An 18,151-nucleotide genomic window follows, 5' to 3' on the forward strand; every position below is an offset into this window, starting at 1 on the left:
TCTAGGGGATCAGCCGTCGGTCCCGGCTTGGTCGGCAATCCACCGGTCGATCTTTGCCTCCAGCACCGGCAGCGGCAGGGCACCCGTGCCCAGAACCTGTTCGTGGAAGGCCTTGATGTCGAACCGGTCGCCAAGCGCCGCCTCCGCCTTGGCCCGCAATTCCTGGATTTTCAGCGCGCCGACCTTGTAGGCGAGCGCCTGGCTGGGGATGGCGATGTAGCGTTCGACCTCGGCCGTCGCGTCGGTCCGGCCCATGCCCGAATTGGCGAGCATATATTCGATCGCGTGGTCGCGGGTCCAGCCCTTGGAATGGAGCCCGGTATCGACCACCAGCCGCATCGCGCGCAGCATCTCGTCGTCCAGCGTGCCGAAGCGGGCATAGGGATCGTCGTACAGCCCCATCGGATAGCCCAGCGTTTCCGAATACAAGGCCCAGCCTTCGACATAGGCCGTATTGCCGCCGAACCGCATGAAGGCGGGCAGTGCCTCGTTCTCCTGCGCCAGGCTGATCTGGAAATGATGCCCCGGCGCGCCTTCGTGCAGATACAGCGTCGTCTCGCCAGGCGTGGTGCGGCTGGGCAGGTCGTAGGCGTTGAAATAGAACACGCCCGGACGTGACCCGTCGGGCGTACCCGACTGGTAGGATCCACCAGCCTCGAACTTCTCGCGAAACTCCTCGTAAGGCCGGATTTCGAGTTTCGTTTTGGGCAGTTTGGAGAAGAAGGCAGGGATCTTCGCATCCACTTCGCGCCCGATCGCATAATAGCGCTGCGTCAGATCCTCGCGGCTGGTCGGTTTGAACCGCGGATCGGTGCGGATGTAATCGAAAAACTCGGGCAAGCTGCCATCGAACCCGACCTCGTCCTTGACCTCCATCATCCCCGTCTTGATCCGGGCGACTTCGGACAGGCCCAGATTGTGAAGATAGTCCGCGGTTAGCGGCAAGGTGGTCGTCTGCTCGATGAGCTGGTTGTAGAGAGCCTCGCCGCCCTGCATCTGCGACAGGCCGACGCTCGTACGCGCCTGCGGGTAATAGTCGGCTTTGAGGAACGCGAGCAGGCGCTCGTTGGCGGCCCGGACATCGGTGATCGACTGGCGATAGGCTGCGGTCAGCCGCGCTTTGTCGGCGGCGCTAAAATCCTCGGGCAGGTTCGCGATCGGGCCCCAATAGGGCGTGTCCTCGATGTCCATCGCCGCCTGTGTCTCGAGTTGTTCGATGACATTGCCGATGGTCAGCTTCGTTTCCAGCACCCCGCTTGCCATCCCCTCGCGGAATTTGGCGATCGCGCGGTCGATCAGCGCTATATAGTCGCGGTTGCGCGAAAGGCCGTTCTCGTAATCGCGCACCGTCTTGTAGGGCGCGGCGCCTTCCCCGCTCGAGAAGGTGGGATAGAAGGTGTGGAAGCCGTAGAAATGGTTGACCGGACGCACATCGGTCAGCGCAAGAATTTCCGGTTCGAGCCCGTCCAGCGTTTCGCGCTGGTTGTAGGCGAAGACATCGTAGGCGATCTGGTCGGTTTCGTTCAGCGCGGTGCGGTCGATTTGCTCCAGCTCGGCGAGATTGCGTTGGGCATCGGCACGGCTGGCATCGTTGAATGCGGGCGTCAGGAAATCGCCGAGGCGATCGGCGTAGCGCATGTCCCCACGGAACAGGGCGGAAAGCGGGTTGAGCTTGAGGCTGCGCTCGTCCGCATCGGCGAACAGGGCGAAAAGTTCATCATGAGCCGCAGCCTGTGTCCCCTGTTCGCCGGTCGCGGCGTTCACGGGCGTATCGGCCATGGCGGCATCGATCGCAGCGGCGCTTTCGGCGCTCATCGTCGTGCTGCAGGCGGCAAGCGAAAGAGCCGATGCGCCGACAAGCGCGAGGCGAACGATTTTCATGATCCGATTCCCCTGAATGACAGGCGCACAGGCCTAGGCCCGCCGCCGCGCCCCCGCAATATGCGCTGTGACGACCGCGTTATGCCGATCGACCAATGTCAGGTTGAGGCATTGGATCTGAGAATCGGGATCACTCGATCACCCGACCGCGCACCATCACCCAGTCGACATCTTCCAGCACGGTCACATCAGCCAGCGGATCGCCGTCCACCGCGATAATGTCCGCCGAATAGCCCGGCGCCAGTCTCCCGATCTCGTTTTCCATTTCCAGAACGCGCGCCGCCATCGTCGTCGCGCTTGCCAGCGCTTCGCGGTTGGTCATTCCCTGCGCCCGCATCAGCGCGAATTCGCCGGCATTGCGCCCGTGCTCGAACACGCCCGCATCGGTGCCGAAGGCGATGGGCACGCCCCAGTTCCTCGCCTTGCCCATGAAGGTCTGCGCCACATCGGCGACCGCGCGGATCTTGTCCTCGACCACGGGCGTGTAGATCCCCTGCCCCAGCCGCTCGGTCACGCCCTTGAACGCCATCAACGTCGGGATCAGCACGGTGCCGTTCTTCACCATCTCGCGCGCCGCCGCCTCGTCGAGATAGGTGCCGTGCTCGATCGTATCGATACCCGCCCGGCTCGCCGCCTCGATCCCGCGCGCGCCATGGGCGTGGGCCATCACCTTGAGACCGAGCGAATGCGCGGTATCGGCGATGCTCTTCATCTCGCTATCGGTGAAATGCGCCTCGAGGCCCCGGCCCTGCTGGCTGAGGACGCCGCCGGTCGCGGTGATCTTGATCGTGTCCGCCCCGTTCTGGCTTGCGCGCCTGACCTTGGCCGCGCATTCGACCGCGCCGGTGCAGCTATATCCGCTCGACAGGATCTCGTTGATTTCGGGCAGGAAGCCGGTGACGTCGCCATGCCCACCGATGATCGCGAGCGGCGGTCCGGCGGCGATGATGCGGGGCCCTGCGATCAGGCCTTCCTCGGTCCCGCGCCGCAGCGAAAAGGCGGTCTGCTGGGCGCTCCCCGCCTCGCGCACGGTGGTGAACCCGGCCAGGGCGGTGAGGCGCGCATTCTTCGCGCCGACGACCACGCCCCATTCGGCCGGTTCCACCGCGTCCCGCCAGAAATCGCCGCCGGGATCGCCCGTGAGATGGACGTGCAGGTCGATCAGGCCGGGCAGGACCGTCTTGCCCGGCAATTGCACCAGCGTCGCGCCATCGGCCCCGTCCTGCCATCCTTCCGCGATCGAGACGATGCGCCCGTCGGTCACGGTGATGGTCGAGCGGCCCAGCGGCGGCGCATCGGGCGCGACGATCACGCGCTCGGCCTGGATCACGGTGGTGTCGGCCAGAAGTGGGCTGGCCACCATGGCGAGCGCGGCGGGTATCAGGCGGATGATGGAATGGGTCATATGGTCTCTCCCTTATGCCGTTCTTGTGCCGCGACAGGCGGTGCCGGACAAGCGCCGGTTTGCGCTCAGGGCCGGTATCGCTATGAAAGGCGGCAATGATTACAACCGAAACCGGACACAAGAGGATCGCCCGTTCGATGAATCGCATTCTATTCACCGCCAGCCTGTTCGCCAGCGCGTCGCTGATCGCCGGGGCTGCCAATGCCCGCCCGATGACGCCCGAAGACGTCGCCAAGCTCGAAAGCGTCGGCACGATCGCGGTCTCGCCCGATGGGCGCCAGATCGCCTACACCACCGCCAGCCTGCCCGACGTGACCGAGGGCGAGGAGAACGGGACCACGCGGCAGCAGCTCATGCTCGCCACCGGCCCGGATGCGGCGCGCGCCTTCCTGCCCGACGATGTCAGTGTGGGCGGCGTGGAGTTCTCGCCCGATGGGCGGATGATCAGCTTCCTGTGGACCAAGGATGGCGAGAAGCGCGCGGTCTGGGCATTCCCACAGATGGCGGGGCGCAGCGCAAGCTGGCCGCTGTCGAGGGTGTCGGCGTGTCGAGCTATGCCTGGTCACCCGACGGCTCGATGATCCATATGCTCACCGCCGCTGCCGAGGATACCGCGCGGACAGCGCAGGACAAGGCCGGGTTCAATGCCGTGGTCTACGAGGAAGAGGCACGGCTCAACCGCATGTTCTCCGCCCGCGTGGGCGAGAAGATCGACGCGGAACCGCGCGCCGTCACCATCCCCGGCTATGTCAGCGCCTTTCATGTCGCGCCGGATGGCCGCATGGCCGTTGTCGAAAGCGCGCCGACCCCGCTGGTCGACGATTCCTACACCGCCAAACGCGCGCATATTATCGACCTGACTACAGGTCGGGTCGCGCGCGTGGTGGAAACGCCCGGCAAGCTCGGCGATATCGAGATTTCGCCCGATGGGCGCCAGCTGGCCATGATTGCCGCCGTCGATGCGAACGATCCGGCGGATACGACGCTGCATCTGGTCGACGTAGCGACTGGGCAGTTCCGCCCCCTCAACGCCGGTGCGCCCGAGGCGGCGGTGGACGCCGAATGGCTGGCCGACGGACGCCTTGCCGCAGTCATCCACAAGGGCGCGCAATCGTCGCTGCGCCTCTACAACAATGACGGCAGCGTCGCGGGCGAATATCCGGGCGGCGAGCTGATCCTGACCTCCGTCGAGGCGAATGGGGATACCGTCGCGGTGCAGGCCAATGCCCCGCGCCACCCGACCGAATTGTTCACCTGGGCCGATGGCGGCTTTACCCGCTGGACCACGCACAACCCCTGGCTGGCGGATATCGATTTCGGCAACCAGCGCACCCTGACCTATACCGCGCGCGACGGGCAGGCGATCGAAGGCGTGCTGATCGAGCCGGTCGGCCGGATACCGCGCGGGGGCGCGCCGCTGATCCTGAACGTCCATGGCGGGCCGGAAGCGCATGAGAGCAATGGCTGGCAGACCGCCTACAGCAAGCCCGGCCAGGTCGCGGCGGGCCAGGGCTATGCCGTCTTCCTCCCCAATTATCGCGGCTCGACCGGGTACGGCACGGCCTTCTCCAAGGAACATCAGAAGGATGCCGCGGGCAAGGAATTCGACGACATCGTCGATGCCAAGCGGGCGCTGGTCGCGGAAGGAATCGCCGATGGCGACCGCACCGGGATCACCGGCGGCAGCTATGGCGGCTATGCCAGCGGCTGGGGCGCGACCTATTATTCCGACGAATACGCCGCGAGCGTGATGTTCGTCGGTATCTCCAACGTCATTTCCAAATTCGGGACGACCGACATCCCGACCGAGGAATATCTGGTCCACGCGCGCGACTATATCTGGGACGACTGGATGGATTCGCTCGCCCGCAGCCCGATCTACCATGTCGACAAGGCCAACACCCCGCTGCTGATCATGCACGGGGCGGAAGACCCCCGCGTCGCGCCGAGCCAGAGCTACGAACTCTATCGTTCGATCAAGGTCAGGAAGCCCGACGTGCCCGTCCGCCTCGTGCTCTATCCGGGCGAAGGCCATGGCAATTCACGCGCGGCGGCCCGTTACGATTACAACCTCAGAATGATGCAGTGGTTCGACACGTATCTCAAAACCGGCGATCGCGGTGCCGAGCTGCCCGATCCCCGGCCCATGCTGGCCGAAGGCACGGTCGGCACCGGATCGAGCGACGACTGACACAAAAAGGGCGGCTCACGGGCCGCCCTTTTCCTTTCCGAAGGCCGCCTGACCCCTAGAACGTATAGCCGATCCCGATCGCGGCGAACCACTGGTCGGCATCGCCGCGGATGGCGGTGAAGGGCGTATCCTCCGCATCGCCCAGAAGGTGCGAATAGCCGCCGATCCCGATCAGCGACACGCCGCCATCGGCGAGGTTCCCGCCGAGGTCGTAGGCGACGAGCAAGTTCGTGCCCACGCTTTCGAAGCCGCCTTCCGCCTGGAAACCGGGCAGGCGCGATCCGATCGGCAAATTCGGATTGTTGGGCGCGACCGAATAATAATAATCGGCGTAATCGTCGTCGACATAGGTCGCGCTGGCCGACAGCGAGACCGCGATCGCTTGGCTGAGCGGGGTGAAATACGCAACGCTCGGCGCGATCTTCATCCCGTCATGCGCGCCCGCCACGTCCCACAGCGCATCGACATTGAAGGTCAGGCTGTCATAGGGATTGAGCACTGCCGGGAAGGAGACGCCCACCGTCGGCCCGACCTCGATCGCCGTGTCGAGTTCCCCGTAAGCGGCGACGACCGAATCCTCGATATCATCGACATCGGTCCGATCGGTGTTGATGCGTCCGGCGATACCCAGCGAGAAATTCGGTCCGCCTTCGGTCTCCGTCGACAGGAAATCGAGCGCGACCCCGGCTGGGCGTGGATTGATGTCGATCCCGCGAAAGGACCCTTGCACGACGGGAAACACGAAGGTCACGTAATCATCCGAACCGGTAAAACTGGGCGCGTAGCCGAGACCGACGCCGACGCTGAGATAATCGCCGTCGAAGATCGTCTCGTCCGGGCCTTCCGACGTAACGCCGGGTTCGCCCTGGTCCTGCGCGGCGGCAGGGGCAGCAAAGGAAGCGGCGATGGCGAAAGCGGCCACCCCGGCGAAAAGCTTCGTAATTGTCATGATCGATCCCTCGGTCTGTCTTGTGCGCGTAACGGGTTACCGCGCGTTGCGTTCCTGCCGGCGCGAGGAATCGGGTGATCGAAAGATTGCCGCCGGACCCTGCTGCGCCTACCGGATCGGGCGATGAGCGCTTCTCCCATCGATCTCGCTATCGTCGGCGGCGGATTGGCCGGTGGCCTGATCGCCCTCGCCGCGCATCGCGCGAACCCCGCCATGGAGATCGCGCTGGTCGAGGCGGGCGACGTGTTCGGCGGCAATCACCGCTGGAGCTGGTTCGACAGCGATCTGGGGCCGGAAGGCTACGCGCTGATGGGCGCGTTCCGGGCCAAGACATGGACGGGCGGGAACGAGGTCCGCTTCCCCGATCTCACCCGGCATCTCTCCGCCGACTACCGCTCGCTCGACAGCCGGGATTTCGACGCGGGCCTGCGCAGATTGCTGCCGCAAAGCGCCCTGCATCTCAATTCGCGCGCTCAGAGCCTCACAGCCGATCGAGTCACGCTGGAAGATGGACGGACCATCGCCGCGCGCCGCGTGATCGATTGCCGCGACCCGGCCCCCTCGCCCGATCTTACCGGGGGATGGCAGGTCTTCCTCGGCCAGCATCGCCAGATGGACGCACCGCACGGGATCGAACGGCCCGTCATCATGGATGCGACGGTCGAACAGATCGGCGGCTACCGGTTCCTCTATCTCCTGCCTCTGTCGAATACAGAGCTGTTTCTCGAAGACACCTATTATCAGGACCGCGCCCAGCTCGACGCGCCCGCGCTGAGACAGCGGATCGCCGAGTATTGCGACCAGAACGGCTGGCAGGGCGAGGTCGTGCACGAGGAAACCGGCCTCTTGCCCGTCATCACCGGAGGCGACTTCGCGGGCTATCGTGCGACGCTTGAACGGGACGGCGTGGCGCTTGCGGGCGCACGCGGCGGTTTCGTCCACCCGCTCACCAGCTACACCGTCCCGATCGCGGTCCGCAACGCGCTCGCCATCGCGGCGGCAGTGGGACGGATGGACGGCGCGCAGCTCGCCGATTTCCTCGCCGCGCGCGCCCGCGAGCACTGGCGGGCGACCGGCTATTACCGCCTGCTCGGCAAGATGCTGTTCGATGCCGCCGAACCGCAGGAACGCTATCGCATTTTCGAACGTTTCTACACGCTTCCCGAACCCCTGATCGAACGGTTCTACGCCGCGCAATCGTCCCCGCTCGACAAGCTCCGCATTCTTTCGGGAAAGCCGCCCGTCCCCGTCCGCCGCGCAGTGGCCGCCCTGCTTGGCAAAGGCGCCCCGCTCGTCCAAGGTGACAATTCATGAACGCCCCGACCGTAGAAACCGCCCCCTCCTCCTCTACCGGCCCCTCCTCTCCCGTGACCCCCACCGGCAAGACCGCTTGCGTCGTCGGAGCGGGATTCGGCGGGTTGGCGCTGGCGATCCGGCTGCAATCGGCAGGGATCGCCACCACCGTGATCGAGGGCCGCGACAAGCCGGGTGGCCGGGCTTACGTGTGGGAGCGGGCCACCGACGCCGGGACCTTCACCTTCGACGGCGGGCCGACCGTCATCACCGATCCCGACTGCCTTCGCGAACTCTGGGCGCTTTCGGGCCACGACATGGCCGAGGATATCGAGCTCGTCCCCGTCATGCCATTCTATCGCCTGCAATGGCCCGACGGGACGCTGTTCGATTATTCGAACGACGAGGACAATCTGTTCGACGAGATCGCCAAGATCAATCCCGCCGACGTCGCCGGATACCAGCGCTTCCTCGAATACAGCGCGGGCGTCTACGAGGACGGCTACGTCAAGCTGGGCCACGTCCCCTTCCTCGATTTCAAGTCGATGCTGAAGGCCGCGCCCGCGCTAGCCAAGAAACAGGCCTGGCGCAGCGTCTATTCGATGGTGTCGCATTTCATCGAGGACGAGAAGCTGCGCGAGGCGTTCAGCTTCCACACCCTGCTGGTCGGCGGCAATCCGATGAAGACCAGCGCGATCTACGCCCTGATCCACAAGCTGGAAAAGGATGGCGGCGTGTGGTGGGCCAAGGGCGGCACCAACCGGCTGATCGCGGCGATGGTCACCCATTTCGAGCGCCTGGGCGGCACGGTCCGGCTGGACGACCCGGTGGAACGCATCCACACGCTCGGCACCCGCGCGACCGAGGTCGAGACCCGATCCGGCTTCAAGCAGCGCTTCGACGCGGTCGCCAGCAATGCCGATATCATGCACAGCTACAAGGATCTTCTGGGCCAGTCCAAGCGCGGCGCGGATTACGCCAAGAGCCTGTCGCGCAAGAGCTTTTCGCCCAGCCTGTTCGTCGTCCATTTCGGCCTCGAAGGCGCGTGGCCGGGTATCCCGCACCACATGATCCTGTTCGGCCCGCGCTATAAGGGGCTGCTCGACGATATTTACGGCGGCGGCGTTCTGCCGGCGGATTTCTCGATCTACCTCCACCACCCGAGCGTGACCGATCCCGCCATGGCACCGGAAGGGATGAGCACCTTCTACGCGCTCGTGCCCGTGGCCCATATGGGCAAGCTGGCGGTCGATTGGGAGGAGATGGGCAAGCAGTTGGAAAAGCGCGTGCTGGACGAGCTCGGGCGGCGACTGATCCCCGACATTCACGACCGGATCGTGACCAAGTTCCACTACACGCCGAAGGATTTCGCCACCGACCTCAACGCCCATGTCGGCAGCGCCTTCAGCCTCGAACCGGTCCTCACGCAGAGCGCGTGGTTTCGTGGCCATAATCGTGACGACGTAATCGACAATTTCTACCTCGTCGGCGCGGGCACCCATCCTGGCGCGGGCATACCCGGCGTGGTCGGCAGCGCCAAGGCGACGGCGGGGCTGATGGTGGAGGATCTGGTGGGATGACGGGGCTGATGCAGCGCAAAATTTATGTGCCGCGCATAAGCGAGCACGGCGGTCTATTCATACGCTCACAGGGGCGCAGAGGCGCAGAGCGGTTCCACTGGGTCGCAGCAGTATTCGTATCCTGTCACCGCTTGATTGGTGGAACGATAGCAAATGAGAAGCGGCTTCGCCGCCAGCACGACCTCTCCGCGCCTCTGCGCCTCTGTGAGCGTTAAGAACCCTTACCTTTATACTCGGAACACCGCCCCAAATGAAGCGCCCCATAAAACGCCTCGCCATCTACTGCGGATCGGCCACGCCATCCGATCCGCGTTATATCGAACTCGCACGCGATGTCGGTGCGGCGCTGGCGCAGCGCGGGATCGGGGTCGTCTATGGCGGCGGCAGGCTCGGATTGATGGGCGCTATCGCGAAAGGCGCGCTCGATCACGGGGGTGAGGTGATCGGGGTGATCCCCGAAGCGCTCGCCAATTCGGAGGTCGCCAATCACGACTGCACCGAACTCCACACCGTTGGCGGGATGCACGAGCGCAAGCAGAAATTCACCGATCTCAGCGATGGGTTCATCACCATTCCCGGCGGTGTGGGGACAATGGACGAATTGTGGGAAGCGGTCAGCTGGGCACAGCTTGGCTATCACACCAAGCCGGTCGGCCTCCTCAACGCGTTCGGGTTCTACGACCATCTGATCGCCTTCAATCGCCACATGGCGGAGGTGGGCTTCGTGCGGCCCGCGCATCAGGGGATCATCCTTGCCGCCCACACGTTAGGCAATTTGCTCGACCAAATGGAAAGCTACGAGCCCCACACGCCGATCTTCAACATGAAGGCCTCCGACCTCTGACCACCGAGCGTCCCCTCGTCTCCTCGCGCTATATGCGCGATACCCCCGTCCAGGCGGGCGGGGGGCGCGATCGCGCGTCCATGGTGGCGCAGGCCAAAAAGGCGATCGAGGAAGGCTCGCAAAGCTTCGCCGCCGCGTCCAAGCTGTTTGACCAGAGGACGCGCGAACGGTCCTGGCTGCTCTACGCCTGGTGCCGCCGGTGTGACGATATCGCCGACAATCAGGACAAGGGCGGCCCGCCCATTCAACCAAGAGGGGGCGATCAGGGCGATCTCAAGAGCGCGGAAGACCGCGTTCAGGGAATCCGCGTCCTCACCCGCCGCGCCTTTGCCGAACAGCCCACCGCCGATCCGGCCTTCGACGGCTTCGGCCTCGTCGCCGACGAGTGCAATCTGACGCCGGACATGGCGAACGACGTGATCTCGGGCTTTGCCCTCGACGCCACCGGCTGGGCGCCCACCAATGAGCGCGATATGCTGCGCTATTGCTATCACGTCGCGGGCGCCGTCGGAGTGATGATGGCCAAGGTGATGGACGTGCCGGACGATGACGGCGACACGCTCGACCGGGCGTGCGATCTGGGCCTCGCCTTTCAGATGGCGAATATCGCGCGCGACATCGTCGAGGACGCCGATTCCGGGCGCTGCTATCTCCCCGCCGAATGGCTGGCGGAAAAGGGCTGGGAACAGGGCGAGCACGCGCTTCCCGACAATCGTTTCATGCTCGCCAGCCTGATGCCGCGCCTGATCGCTTTGATGGAGAAGCACGAGGCGGCGGCTCGCCTCGGCGCGAAGCGGTTGCGGTTCCGCCAGCGCTGGGCGGTGCTTGCGGCGGCGAATATCTATGGTGCGATCGGGCGCAAGGTGCTCGATCGCGGGCAATTGGCCTGGGACCGCCGTGTCGTGGTGCCGGGGTACGAAAAGGCCTGGCACGTCTTTGCCGCTTTGGGCCAGGCGATCGTCAACCGCCCGGACGGCCCGGACGAGCCGATCATCTGGACCCGCCACGATTATCGCCCCGTCGCGGGCTGGTAGGTCGCCAGAGGAGTTGGCTTTTGTCCCCATGCGGGCTAGCCGAACCGCATGATCCAAAAGCTTCTTATCGCCAATCGCGGCGAGATCGCCTGCCGTATCATTCGCACCGCGCGCGACATGGGGATCGCCACGGTCGCGGTCTATTCCGATGCCGACGCCAAGGCCTTGCATGTGCGACAGGCGGACGAAGCGGTGCATATCGGCCCCTCGCCCGCTGCCGAAAGCTATTTGGTCGGCGAAAAGATCATCGCCGCAGCGAAGGATACCGGGGCCGATGCGATCCATCCCGGTTACGGGTTCCTGAGCGAGAATGCGGGTTTCGCTCAGGCCGTGATCGATGCGGGGCTGATCTGGGTCGGCCCGAAACCGTCCAGCATCGATGCGATGGGATTGAAGGACGCAGCCAAGAAATTGATGCGCGAGGCGGGCGTTCCCGTCACGCCCGGCTATGATGGCGAAGATCAGAGTCCTGAAAGGCTGAAGGCAGAAGCAGACGCGATCGGCTATCCCGTCCTCATCAAGGCTGTCGCCGGCGGCGGCGGCAAGGGGATGCGCAAGGTCGACGATGCGGCGCAGTTCGAAGAGATGCTGCAAAGCTGCAAGCGCGAGGCGAAGGCCAGCTTCTCGAACGATGAGGTCCTGCTCGAAAAGTGGATCACCTCCCCCCGCCATATCGAGGTGCAGGTGTTCGGCGACAGTCACGGCAATGTCGTTCACCTGTTCGAACGCGACTGCTCGCTACAGCGCCGCCACCAGAAGGTGATCGAGGAAGCCCCCGCCCCCGGCATGGATGAGGTAACGCGCGAAGAGCTTTGCGCCGCCGCCGTGCGCGCCGCCAAGGCGGTCGATTACGAAGGCGCGGGCACGATCGAATTCATCGCCGACGCCAGCGAAGGCCTGCGGGCGGACCGCATCTTTTTCATGGAAATGAACACCCGCTTGCAGGTCGAACATCCGGTCACCGAGGAGATTACTGGCGTCGATCTGGTCGAATGGCAGCTGCGCGTGGCGAGCGGCGAGGCGATCCCGATGGCGCAGGAGGAATTGGCGATAAACGGCCACGCGATCGAAGCGCGGCTCTATGCCGAAGACCCCTCAAGCGGGTTCCTGCCCAGCACCGGCCCGCTCGACTGGCTCGATCTCGGCGTAGAAGGCCGCATCGAAACCGGTGTCGAGGAAGGCGACGAAATTTCACCCCATTATGATCCGATGATCGCCAAGCTGGTCGCCTGGGGCGAAGATCGCGACGATGCGATCGACACTCTGGTCGAAATGGCCGAGACAGCCGAGGTCTGGCCCGTGCGGACCAATGCCGCCTTCATCGCCAACGCCCTGTCCGACAATGATTTCATCGCCGAACGCCTCGATACGGGCTTCATCGCCGAAAAGGGCGACGCACTCATTCCGTCAGGCGAACCCGACGATGCCGTGCTTCGCGGCGCAGCGCGGATCGCGATGGTGGCGAATGACGACCAGCCCGAGGAGCTGGCGGGCTTCCGCCTGAACCGTGCGCCGCACCATGCGGTCGCGCTGTCCCATCGTGGCAAGACGCATCTCGTCGAACTGGACGACACGCCGTTCGAACCTTCGCTGACGGGCTTTGCCGAGGGCGGTCGTATCGTCGTGTTCGATAACGGTCAGGCATTCGGGTTCGAAACCGAAACGCGTGGCTCCGGCGCCGCCTCCGCCGCCGATGGCGCGATTCTTGCCCCCATGCCGGGCAAGGTCATCGCGGTCGACGTCAAGGAAGGCGACACAGTCACCGCAGGACAGCGGCTGATGGTGCTCGAGGCGATGAAGATGGAACACGCGATGACGGCGCCGTTCGACGGGACCGTCACCGAATTGAACGCCAGCGAAGGCGGGCAGGTGCAGGTCGAAACGGTGCTGGCGGTGGTGGAGCCCGAAGCCTGAATTGGCCGGCAAACGGTGCGGTTACTGTGCTTCGGGCCGCGGCTCGCCGAACAATTCGCCCTTTTCACTGAACAGGACGAAGATCAGGCTCAACACGGCGGTGATCAGCAACGCCGTCGCCAGCGGGCGCGCGGTCCCGTCATACATGAACCCGATCAGCGCCCCCAGCCCCGCCCCGGTCGTCAGGCGCAGGAAGCTCTGCGCCGAGCTGGCGGCGCCCGCGATATGCTTGAACGGCTCCATCGCGATCGACCCGAAATTCGCGCCGATGAAGCCGAGCAGCGCCATGTTCGCGGCCATCAGGGGCACGAAGGTCCACAGGCTCTCGTCCGGCTGGTTGGCGAACCACAATTGCGCCGCCGCGACCGCGATGAAGATGAACAGGGCGGCATGGCTTACCCGCCGCGCGCCGAATCTCTCGACGATGCGACTGTTCGACCAGTTCGCGATCGACATCGCGCCCGCGCACATGGCGAAGATCAGCGGGAAGAGATCGCCCGCATTGAAGGCTTCGCCGATCAATTGCTGCGAGGAATTGATGAAGCCGAACAGGCCGCCGAACACCAGCGCGCTGCCGAGCGTGTAACCAATCGTCTCGCGCAGCGTCAGCGAATGGCGCATATTGCGCACGATCACCGGCAGGCGGATCGGCACCCGGTCATCCTCGTGGAGCGTTTCAGGCAGGCTGGTATAGACCCAGATCGCCATCACCACCCCTGCCGCAGCCATGGCAGCGAAAATCCAGCGCCAGTTCCCCGCGATCTCCAGAATGCCCTGCCCGATCGTCGGCGCGATCGCGGGCACGATCAGGAAGATGACGAAGATCAGGCTCATCATCCGCGCCATCTTGTCGCCGCCCACGCGGTCGCGGATGATGGCGGGCGGAAGGGCGATGATCGCTGCCGCACCGAAACCCTGGATAGCGCGCAGTACGACAAGCGTGATGAAATCGGTCGCCAGCGAACAGGCGATCGACAGCGCGATATAGACGCCGAGGCCGACGAACAGGACCGGGCGCCGCCCATAGCGGTCGGCGAAGCTGCCGGGCACCAGCGCGCCGATGCCCGCACAGATCAGATAGGCCCCGACGATGAACTGGCGGCTGTTCCCTTCCGCTCCAAGCGCGTTCGCCAGATTGTCGAGCGCGGGGAGGATGGAATCGATGCCGAAAGCGTTCAGCGCCATCAGCAGCGCCATCATCCAGATCAGCGAACGCTCGCTGATCTGGGGGCGCCTGGCCGCTTCGGCCTTCGGGCGCTCGCCCGTCGCTAGCTGTTCCGTTCGCATCTGCACAAAGCGTCAGGTGGCGGCAAAGGTTCCGATTTGCAACTCGGCTCGCTATCTATTCCTGCATGGGCGATTGCGCTTCCGACAACGATCATGACGATGATGGGCCCAGCAGCGGGTTGCGCAAGATCATCCATGTCGACATGGACGCCTTCTTCGCCAGCGTCGAACAGCGCGATAATCCCGAGCTGCGCGGGCGCCCGGTCGCCGTCGGCGGATCGAGCGGGCGCGGCGTGGTCGCCGCCGCCAGTTACGAGGCGCGCAAATTCGGCGTGAAGAGCGCCATGCCCAGCGTCACCGCCAAGCGGCTGTGCCCCGATCTCGTCTTCTGCAAGAGCCGGTTCGACGTCTATCGCGAGGTCTCGCAACAGATCCGCGCCATTTTCCACCACCATACCGACCTCGTCGAACCCCTGAGCCTCGACGAAGCCTATCTCGACGTGACCGAGGATCGGCTCGGCATTGGCACGGCGACGCGCATCGCGCAGATGATCCGGCAGGAAATCCGCGCCAAGACCCAGCTCACCGCCAGCGCGGGCGTAAGCTACAACAAATTCCTCGCCAAGCTCGCCAGCGACCAGAACAAGCCGGACGGCATTTGCGTGATCCGACCGGGCATGGGCGCGGATTTCGTCCAGTCGCTCCCGATCCGCCGCTTTCATGGGGTCGGCCCGCGCGCGGAAGAGAAGATGCAGCGGCTCGGCATCGCGACGGGTGCCGATCTCGCGGCGAAGGACTTGGCGTGGCTGACGGCGAATTTCGGCAGCTTCGGCGAGTATCTCTATCGCGCGGCGCGGGGTATCGACCTGAGGCCGGTCCGGTCCAGCCGCACGCGCAAATCGGTGGGGGGAGAGCGCACCTTCCATCAGGACCAGCACGCGCCGGATGAATTGCGCGAGACCCTGGAGCGGATCGTCGACATCGTGTGGGAGCGGATCGAGCGGGCGCAGGCGCGTGGGCGCACGGTGACGCTGAAGCTCAAATACAACGACTTCACGCTCAACACGCGGGCGAAATCAGTGCCGCATCTGGTCGCCGACAAGGCGGAATTCGCCGCGATCGGGCGCGAATTGCTGGAAAGCGAATTGCCGCTCCCACGCCCGATCCGCCTGATGGGCCTGACCCTGTCGTCGCTGGAAGGGGTCGAAAAGGGATCGCGGCGCGAGAAGGCGGCACGCGCCGCCCAGCTTTCGCTGCTCTAGCCGCTCAGGCGCCGCGGACAATGTTGCGCGGGTCCTGGAAGAAACGCAGCCGGGCGGCGGTGTGGGGGCTCAGCGGCTCGGGCAGGGAATGGGTCGGGAAGAAGCGCGCTTCGACCACCTCGCGCCGATCGGGGCGCGGTACGTCGTGCGTCACGCAGGTCACGACGTAAGCCGTGTGCGGTGATCCCGAAACCTCCTCCTCGAATCGGCCGACGAGGAAGACGCCATCGCATTCGCAGCCCGTTTCTTCTTTCAACTCACGCCCCGCCGCCTCTTCGGGGGTTTCCCCTTTCCTGATCCCGCCGCCGGGAAAATACCAAGCGCGCGGTCCGTAGCTATGGCGTACGAGGAGAATGCGCCCGTCGAGGTCGCGCGCGATCATCGAAACGCCCTCGAGCGGGGTCTTGCGCCATTGGCGCCAGCGATGCCGCAGCGTGTGGGCGACGCGCATCAGCCCCCACCGCATCCGATCGGGCATCAGGTGAACACCGTGACCGGCTGTCGTGCGGCCCCGAACAGGCGCGCGATGGGCAGGTCGCTTTCGCCCGCAAGCGCGGCATCGAGCACCGTCCGTTTGTCGTCCCCCCGCGCAACCACCACAATCTCGTCGCTATCGAGAAGCGCGGGCAGGGTCAGGCTGATGCGGTCGAACGGCGCTTCGGGCGGGAGCGGATCGGGCGTTAGCCGCAGGATCGAGCGTTCCTCGTCGATCCGGGGATCGGTGTTGGGAAACAGCGAAGCGGTGTGCCCGTCTGCGCCCATTCCGACCCAGGCCAGGGCGAAATGCGGCACCTGCTCCATAATGGTGAGAGTGGCGACTTCGGCCCCGGCCTTCTCGAACTGTTGGCGCAATTTGCCCGTGTTGCTGGCCGGATGATCCTCGGGCACGATGCGATCGTCATTCGGCCATACAACGAGCCGATTCCACGGCAGATCACGATCGATCAAGTGCTCGATAATGGGAAAGGGCGTCGATCCGCCCGGAACCGTGATCGTCACGGGTCCCTCGCGCTCGAACGCCCTTTCCAATCTTTCGGCCAACCACTCGGCGATGGCCTCGTCGGTATTTCCGTTACGGATTCGGCGCCCTGTCATGACCAAGCGTTAGGCCCGTTCATCTTCCGCGCCAACCCGTCTCGGCCATTATTTGGCTGTCTGGTTAAGAAACCAGATACGTTCTTCGCACTGGTCGGCCCAATCGTCGACGACGCCACTGGTTGCATTGTCACCCGCTTCTTCCGCCGCTTCCTTCACTTCCTTCAGACGTTTGTGAAGCAGCTTGTTGCCATCGCGCAGTTCGATGACCATCGCATCGGCCGTGATCGTGACATCGTCCTGATCCTCGATCTGCGTATGCTTGGCGACCGAGCCAATCGAGGTCAGCGTATATTCGTGGTTCTTGCGCACGCGCTCGCCGATATCGTCCACCGTGCCGAGCAATTGCGCGGCCTGTTCGTCGAACAGCAGGTGCAGGTCGCGAAAGCGCGGACCGGCGACGTGCCAGTGGAAGTTCTTGGTCTTGAGATAGAGCGCGAGCGTGTCGGCAAGCGCGCCGTTGAGAGCGGTGACAAGCGCGGTTTTCGAATTGCTGCCCAGTTCGGCCATGGAAATCCTCGTTTGGTTCTTGGTGTTGGAATGTTTCGATGTTCACTGCGATAACGAGCAAGCAAACGGGTTGTTTCAGCCGGTTTGCGCATCGCGGTGATCGATATGATCGATCAGACGACAATACCTCTAGCGGTCAGGCCGATCACCACCGCGCTGATAAGGGCTATGATCCCAAAGCCGAGCCGGACGGGCCTCAATGGCAGGCTTTCCAGCGTATCGGCGAGCGACCATCCCAGGACAATTGCAAGGGCTCCGCCCAAGGCTCCGCCGATCCCGGTCAGCAGTGGCGCTCCGCTGTTCGCCGCCAGAGCGAAGATCACGAAACGCGGGCCGTCCGATACCTGGCGCGCCAGCAAGACCAGCCCGATCGCGCCCAGCGAACGGGTCGGCTCGAGCATGTGCTTCTCACGATTCGGCCACAACAATTCGACGCCGGCCAGACCGAGCGCGAAGGCGACCAGCATGGTCTCCGCCGCGTCCGATATCATCGCATCGACATAGCCGCCCGCCCACGCGGCCAGCGCCCCGGTAGCCAGTGCGCAGGCTATGCCGGTCACCAAGAGCGGCAGACCGCCACGTGATCCGTTCGCGGCGCGCAGGCGGGCGATCAGCAGCTGGTCCCTCCCGCCGATGGCGGTGAGAAAGGCCAGCACCAGGGCGATGAAGAAACTTCCGCTCATGCCCAGCCCTATGCCCGACACGGCAGGGTATTGCGAGAGAGGGTCCGATCATTTCGAGATGGAGCGGGTAGCGAGAATCGAACTCGCGCGTCCAGCATGGGAAGCTGGCAGGCTACCATTACATCATACCCGCGTACCGCCGCCCTTTGCCGTGCGGGATTGCGCGCGTCAATCGGGATCGAGCGAGCGCCTGCATGGATCGCGGAACACGCATGGCCGGGAGGCTTTGACAGGGCGAGAGCTTGATTTCGCGCCGCCGTGCGGCGAGAGCGCGGCCAGAGGA

Annotated in this window: 16 protein-coding genes and 1 tRNA gene; 8 read left to right on the top strand and 9 right to left on the bottom strand. The window is 64.6% G+C overall.

The window, feature by feature from the left end; genetic code table 11:
• Window positions 1–9: 9 nt before the first annotated feature.
• Window positions 10–1,881: a DUF885 domain-containing protein gene (locus GRI47_RS08740; RefSeq protein ID WP_160660877.1), complete on the bottom strand. Its 1,872-nt coding sequence runs from the start codon at window positions 1,879–1,881 to the stop codon at window positions 10–12.
• A 130-nt stretch (window positions 1,882–2,011) separates the two neighbouring features.
• A complete protein-coding gene (locus GRI47_RS08745; RefSeq protein ID WP_160660878.1) occupies window positions 2,012–3,286 on the bottom strand; it encodes a metal-dependent hydrolase family protein in 1,275 nt (424 codons plus the stop codon).
• A gap of 95 nt (window positions 3,287–3,381) precedes the next feature.
• Between GRI47_RS08745 and GRI47_RS14965 the strand changes: the two genes are divergently transcribed.
• Together GRI47_RS14965 and GRI47_RS14970 are read left to right on the top strand one after the other, a co-directional pair.
• Window positions 3,382–3,867, top strand: coding sequence for a hypothetical protein (locus tag GRI47_RS14965; RefSeq protein ID WP_237452652.1), 486 nt, complete (start codon window positions 3,382–3,384; stop codon window positions 3,865–3,867).
• Between the two features lie 362 nt (window positions 3,868–4,229).
• Window positions 4,230–5,477, top strand: coding sequence for an alpha/beta hydrolase family protein (locus tag GRI47_RS14970; RefSeq protein ID WP_237452755.1), 1,248 nt, complete (start codon window positions 4,230–4,232; stop codon window positions 5,475–5,477).
• A 55-nt stretch (window positions 5,478–5,532) separates the two neighbouring features.
• Here GRI47_RS14970 and GRI47_RS08755 read toward each other — a convergent pair whose 3' ends face one another.
• Complete coding sequence (locus tag GRI47_RS08755; RefSeq protein ID WP_160660879.1) at window positions 5,533–6,426, bottom strand: MipA/OmpV family protein; 894 nt, start codon at window positions 6,424–6,426, stop codon at window positions 5,533–5,535.
• Between the two features lie 123 nt (window positions 6,427–6,549).
• On the opposite strand from GRI47_RS08755, the gene crtY reads away from it, so the two are divergent.
• From crtY to GRI47_RS08780, 5 genes are all read left to right on the top strand, one after another.
• Entirely contained in the window at window positions 6,550–7,740 is a 1,191-nt protein-coding gene (crtY, locus tag GRI47_RS08760; RefSeq protein WP_160660880.1) for a lycopene beta-cyclase CrtY, read from the top strand.
• Complete coding sequence (locus tag GRI47_RS08765; protein ID WP_160660881.1) at window positions 7,737–9,299, top strand: phytoene desaturase; 1,563 nt, start codon at window positions 7,737–7,739, stop codon at window positions 9,297–9,299. The genes crtY and GRI47_RS08765 overlap by 4 nt, the downstream gene beginning before the upstream one ends.
• Window positions 9,300–9,561: 262 nt before the next feature.
• Window positions 9,562–10,143 (top strand): TIGR00730 family Rossman fold protein, encoded by a 582-nt coding sequence (locus GRI47_RS08770; protein ID WP_160661387.1) that lies wholly within the window; start codon window positions 9,562–9,564, stop codon window positions 10,141–10,143.
• Between the two features lie 32 nt (window positions 10,144–10,175).
• Entirely contained in the window at window positions 10,176–11,177 is a 1,002-nt protein-coding gene (locus tag GRI47_RS08775; protein ID WP_160660882.1) for a phytoene/squalene synthase family protein, read from the top strand.
• 48 nt (window positions 11,178–11,225) lie between these two features.
• Window positions 11,226–13,091: an acetyl/propionyl/methylcrotonyl-CoA carboxylase subunit alpha gene (locus GRI47_RS08780; RefSeq protein ID WP_160660883.1), complete on the top strand. Its 1,866-nt coding sequence runs from the start codon at window positions 11,226–11,228 to the stop codon at window positions 13,089–13,091.
• Window positions 13,092–13,112: 21 nt separating this feature from the next.
• Here GRI47_RS08780 and GRI47_RS08785 read toward each other — a convergent pair whose 3' ends face one another.
• Complete coding sequence (locus tag GRI47_RS08785; RefSeq protein WP_160661388.1) at window positions 13,113–14,378, bottom strand: multidrug effflux MFS transporter; 1,266 nt, start codon at window positions 14,376–14,378, stop codon at window positions 13,113–13,115.
• A 65-nt stretch (window positions 14,379–14,443) separates the two neighbouring features.
• Between GRI47_RS08785 and dinB the strand changes: the two genes are divergently transcribed.
• Entirely contained in the window at window positions 14,444–15,580 is a 1,137-nt protein-coding gene (dinB, locus tag GRI47_RS08790) for a DNA polymerase IV (RefSeq protein ID WP_160660884.1), read from the top strand.
• 4 nt (window positions 15,581–15,584) lie between these two features.
• On the opposite strand, the gene GRI47_RS08795 is transcribed toward dinB, so the two are convergent.
• From GRI47_RS08795 to GRI47_RS08815, 5 genes are all read right to left on the bottom strand, one after another.
• Entirely contained in the window at window positions 15,585–16,058 is a 474-nt protein-coding gene (locus GRI47_RS08795) for an NUDIX domain-containing protein (RefSeq protein WP_160660885.1), read from the bottom strand.
• The gene (locus tag GRI47_RS08800; protein WP_160660886.1) at window positions 16,058–16,675 is read right to left on the bottom strand and encodes a 6-phosphogluconolactonase; all 618 of its coding nucleotides are present in this window, start codon (window positions 16,673–16,675) and stop codon (window positions 16,058–16,060) included. The genes GRI47_RS08795 and GRI47_RS08800 overlap by 1 nt, the downstream gene beginning before the upstream one ends.
• A gap of 48 nt (window positions 16,676–16,723) precedes the next feature.
• Window positions 16,724–17,185 (bottom strand): Dps family protein, encoded by a 462-nt coding sequence (locus GRI47_RS08805; protein WP_160660887.1) that lies wholly within the window; start codon window positions 17,183–17,185, stop codon window positions 16,724–16,726.
• 113 nt (window positions 17,186–17,298) lie between these two features.
• Entirely contained in the window at window positions 17,299–17,868 is a 570-nt protein-coding gene (locus GRI47_RS08810; RefSeq protein WP_160660888.1) for a hypothetical protein, read from the bottom strand.
• 59 nt (window positions 17,869–17,927) lie between these two features.
• Window positions 17,928–18,001: transfer RNA gene (locus GRI47_RS08815), tRNA-Gly, on the bottom strand.
• Window positions 18,002–18,151: the final 150 nt, after the last annotated feature.

It is taken from the genome of Qipengyuania pelagi, assembly GCF_009827295.1.
Taxonomy (GTDB): domain Bacteria; phylum Pseudomonadota; class Alphaproteobacteria; order Sphingomonadales; family Sphingomonadaceae; genus Qipengyuania; species Qipengyuania pelagi.

Bases quoted from the DNA above. Each gene is read 5' to 3' on its own strand.
- crtY (WP_160660880.1), top strand. From the start codon at position 6,550: ATGAGCGCTTCTCCCATCGATCTCGCTATCGTCGGCGGCGGATTGGCC.
- GRI47_RS08775 (WP_160660882.1), top strand. From the start codon at position 10,176: ATGCGCGATACCCCCGTCCAGGCGGGCGGGGGGCGCGATCGCGCGTCC.
- GRI47_RS08785 (WP_160661388.1), bottom strand. From the start codon at position 14,378: ATGCGAACGGAACAGCTAGCGACGGGCGAGCGCCCGAAGGCCGAAGCG.
- GRI47_RS08795 (WP_160660885.1), bottom strand. From the start codon at position 16,058: ATGCCCGATCGGATGCGGTGGGGGCTGATGCGCGTCGCCCACACGCTG.
- GRI47_RS08755 (WP_160660879.1), bottom strand. From the start codon at position 6,426: ATGACAATTACGAAGCTTTTCGCCGGGGTGGCCGCTTTCGCCATCGCC.
- GRI47_RS08740 (WP_160660877.1), bottom strand. From the start codon at position 1,881: ATGAAAATCGTTCGCCTCGCGCTTGTCGGCGCATCGGCTCTTTCGCTT.
- GRI47_RS08780 (WP_160660883.1), top strand. From the start codon at position 11,226: ATGATCCAAAAGCTTCTTATCGCCAATCGCGGCGAGATCGCCTGCCGT.
- dinB (WP_160660884.1), top strand. From the start codon at position 14,444: ATGGGCGATTGCGCTTCCGACAACGATCATGACGATGATGGGCCCAGC.
- GRI47_RS08745 (WP_160660878.1), bottom strand. From the start codon at position 3,286: ATGACCCATTCCATCATCCGCCTGATACCCGCCGCGCTCGCCATGGTG.
- GRI47_RS14970 (WP_237452755.1), top strand. From the start codon at position 4,230: ATGATTGCCGCCGTCGATGCGAACGATCCGGCGGATACGACGCTGCAT.
- GRI47_RS08800 (WP_160660886.1), bottom strand. From the start codon at position 16,675: ATGACAGGGCGCCGAATCCGTAACGGAAATACCGACGAGGCCATCGCC.
- GRI47_RS08810 (WP_160660888.1), bottom strand. From the start codon at position 17,868: ATGAGCGGAAGTTTCTTCATCGCCCTGGTGCTGGCCTTTCTCACCGCC.
- GRI47_RS08765 (WP_160660881.1), top strand. From the start codon at position 7,737: ATGAACGCCCCGACCGTAGAAACCGCCCCCTCCTCCTCTACCGGCCCC.
- GRI47_RS14965 (WP_237452652.1), top strand. From the start codon at position 3,382: ATGATTACAACCGAAACCGGACACAAGAGGATCGCCCGTTCGATGAAT.
- GRI47_RS08805 (WP_160660887.1), bottom strand. From the start codon at position 17,185: ATGGCCGAACTGGGCAGCAATTCGAAAACCGCGCTTGTCACCGCTCTC.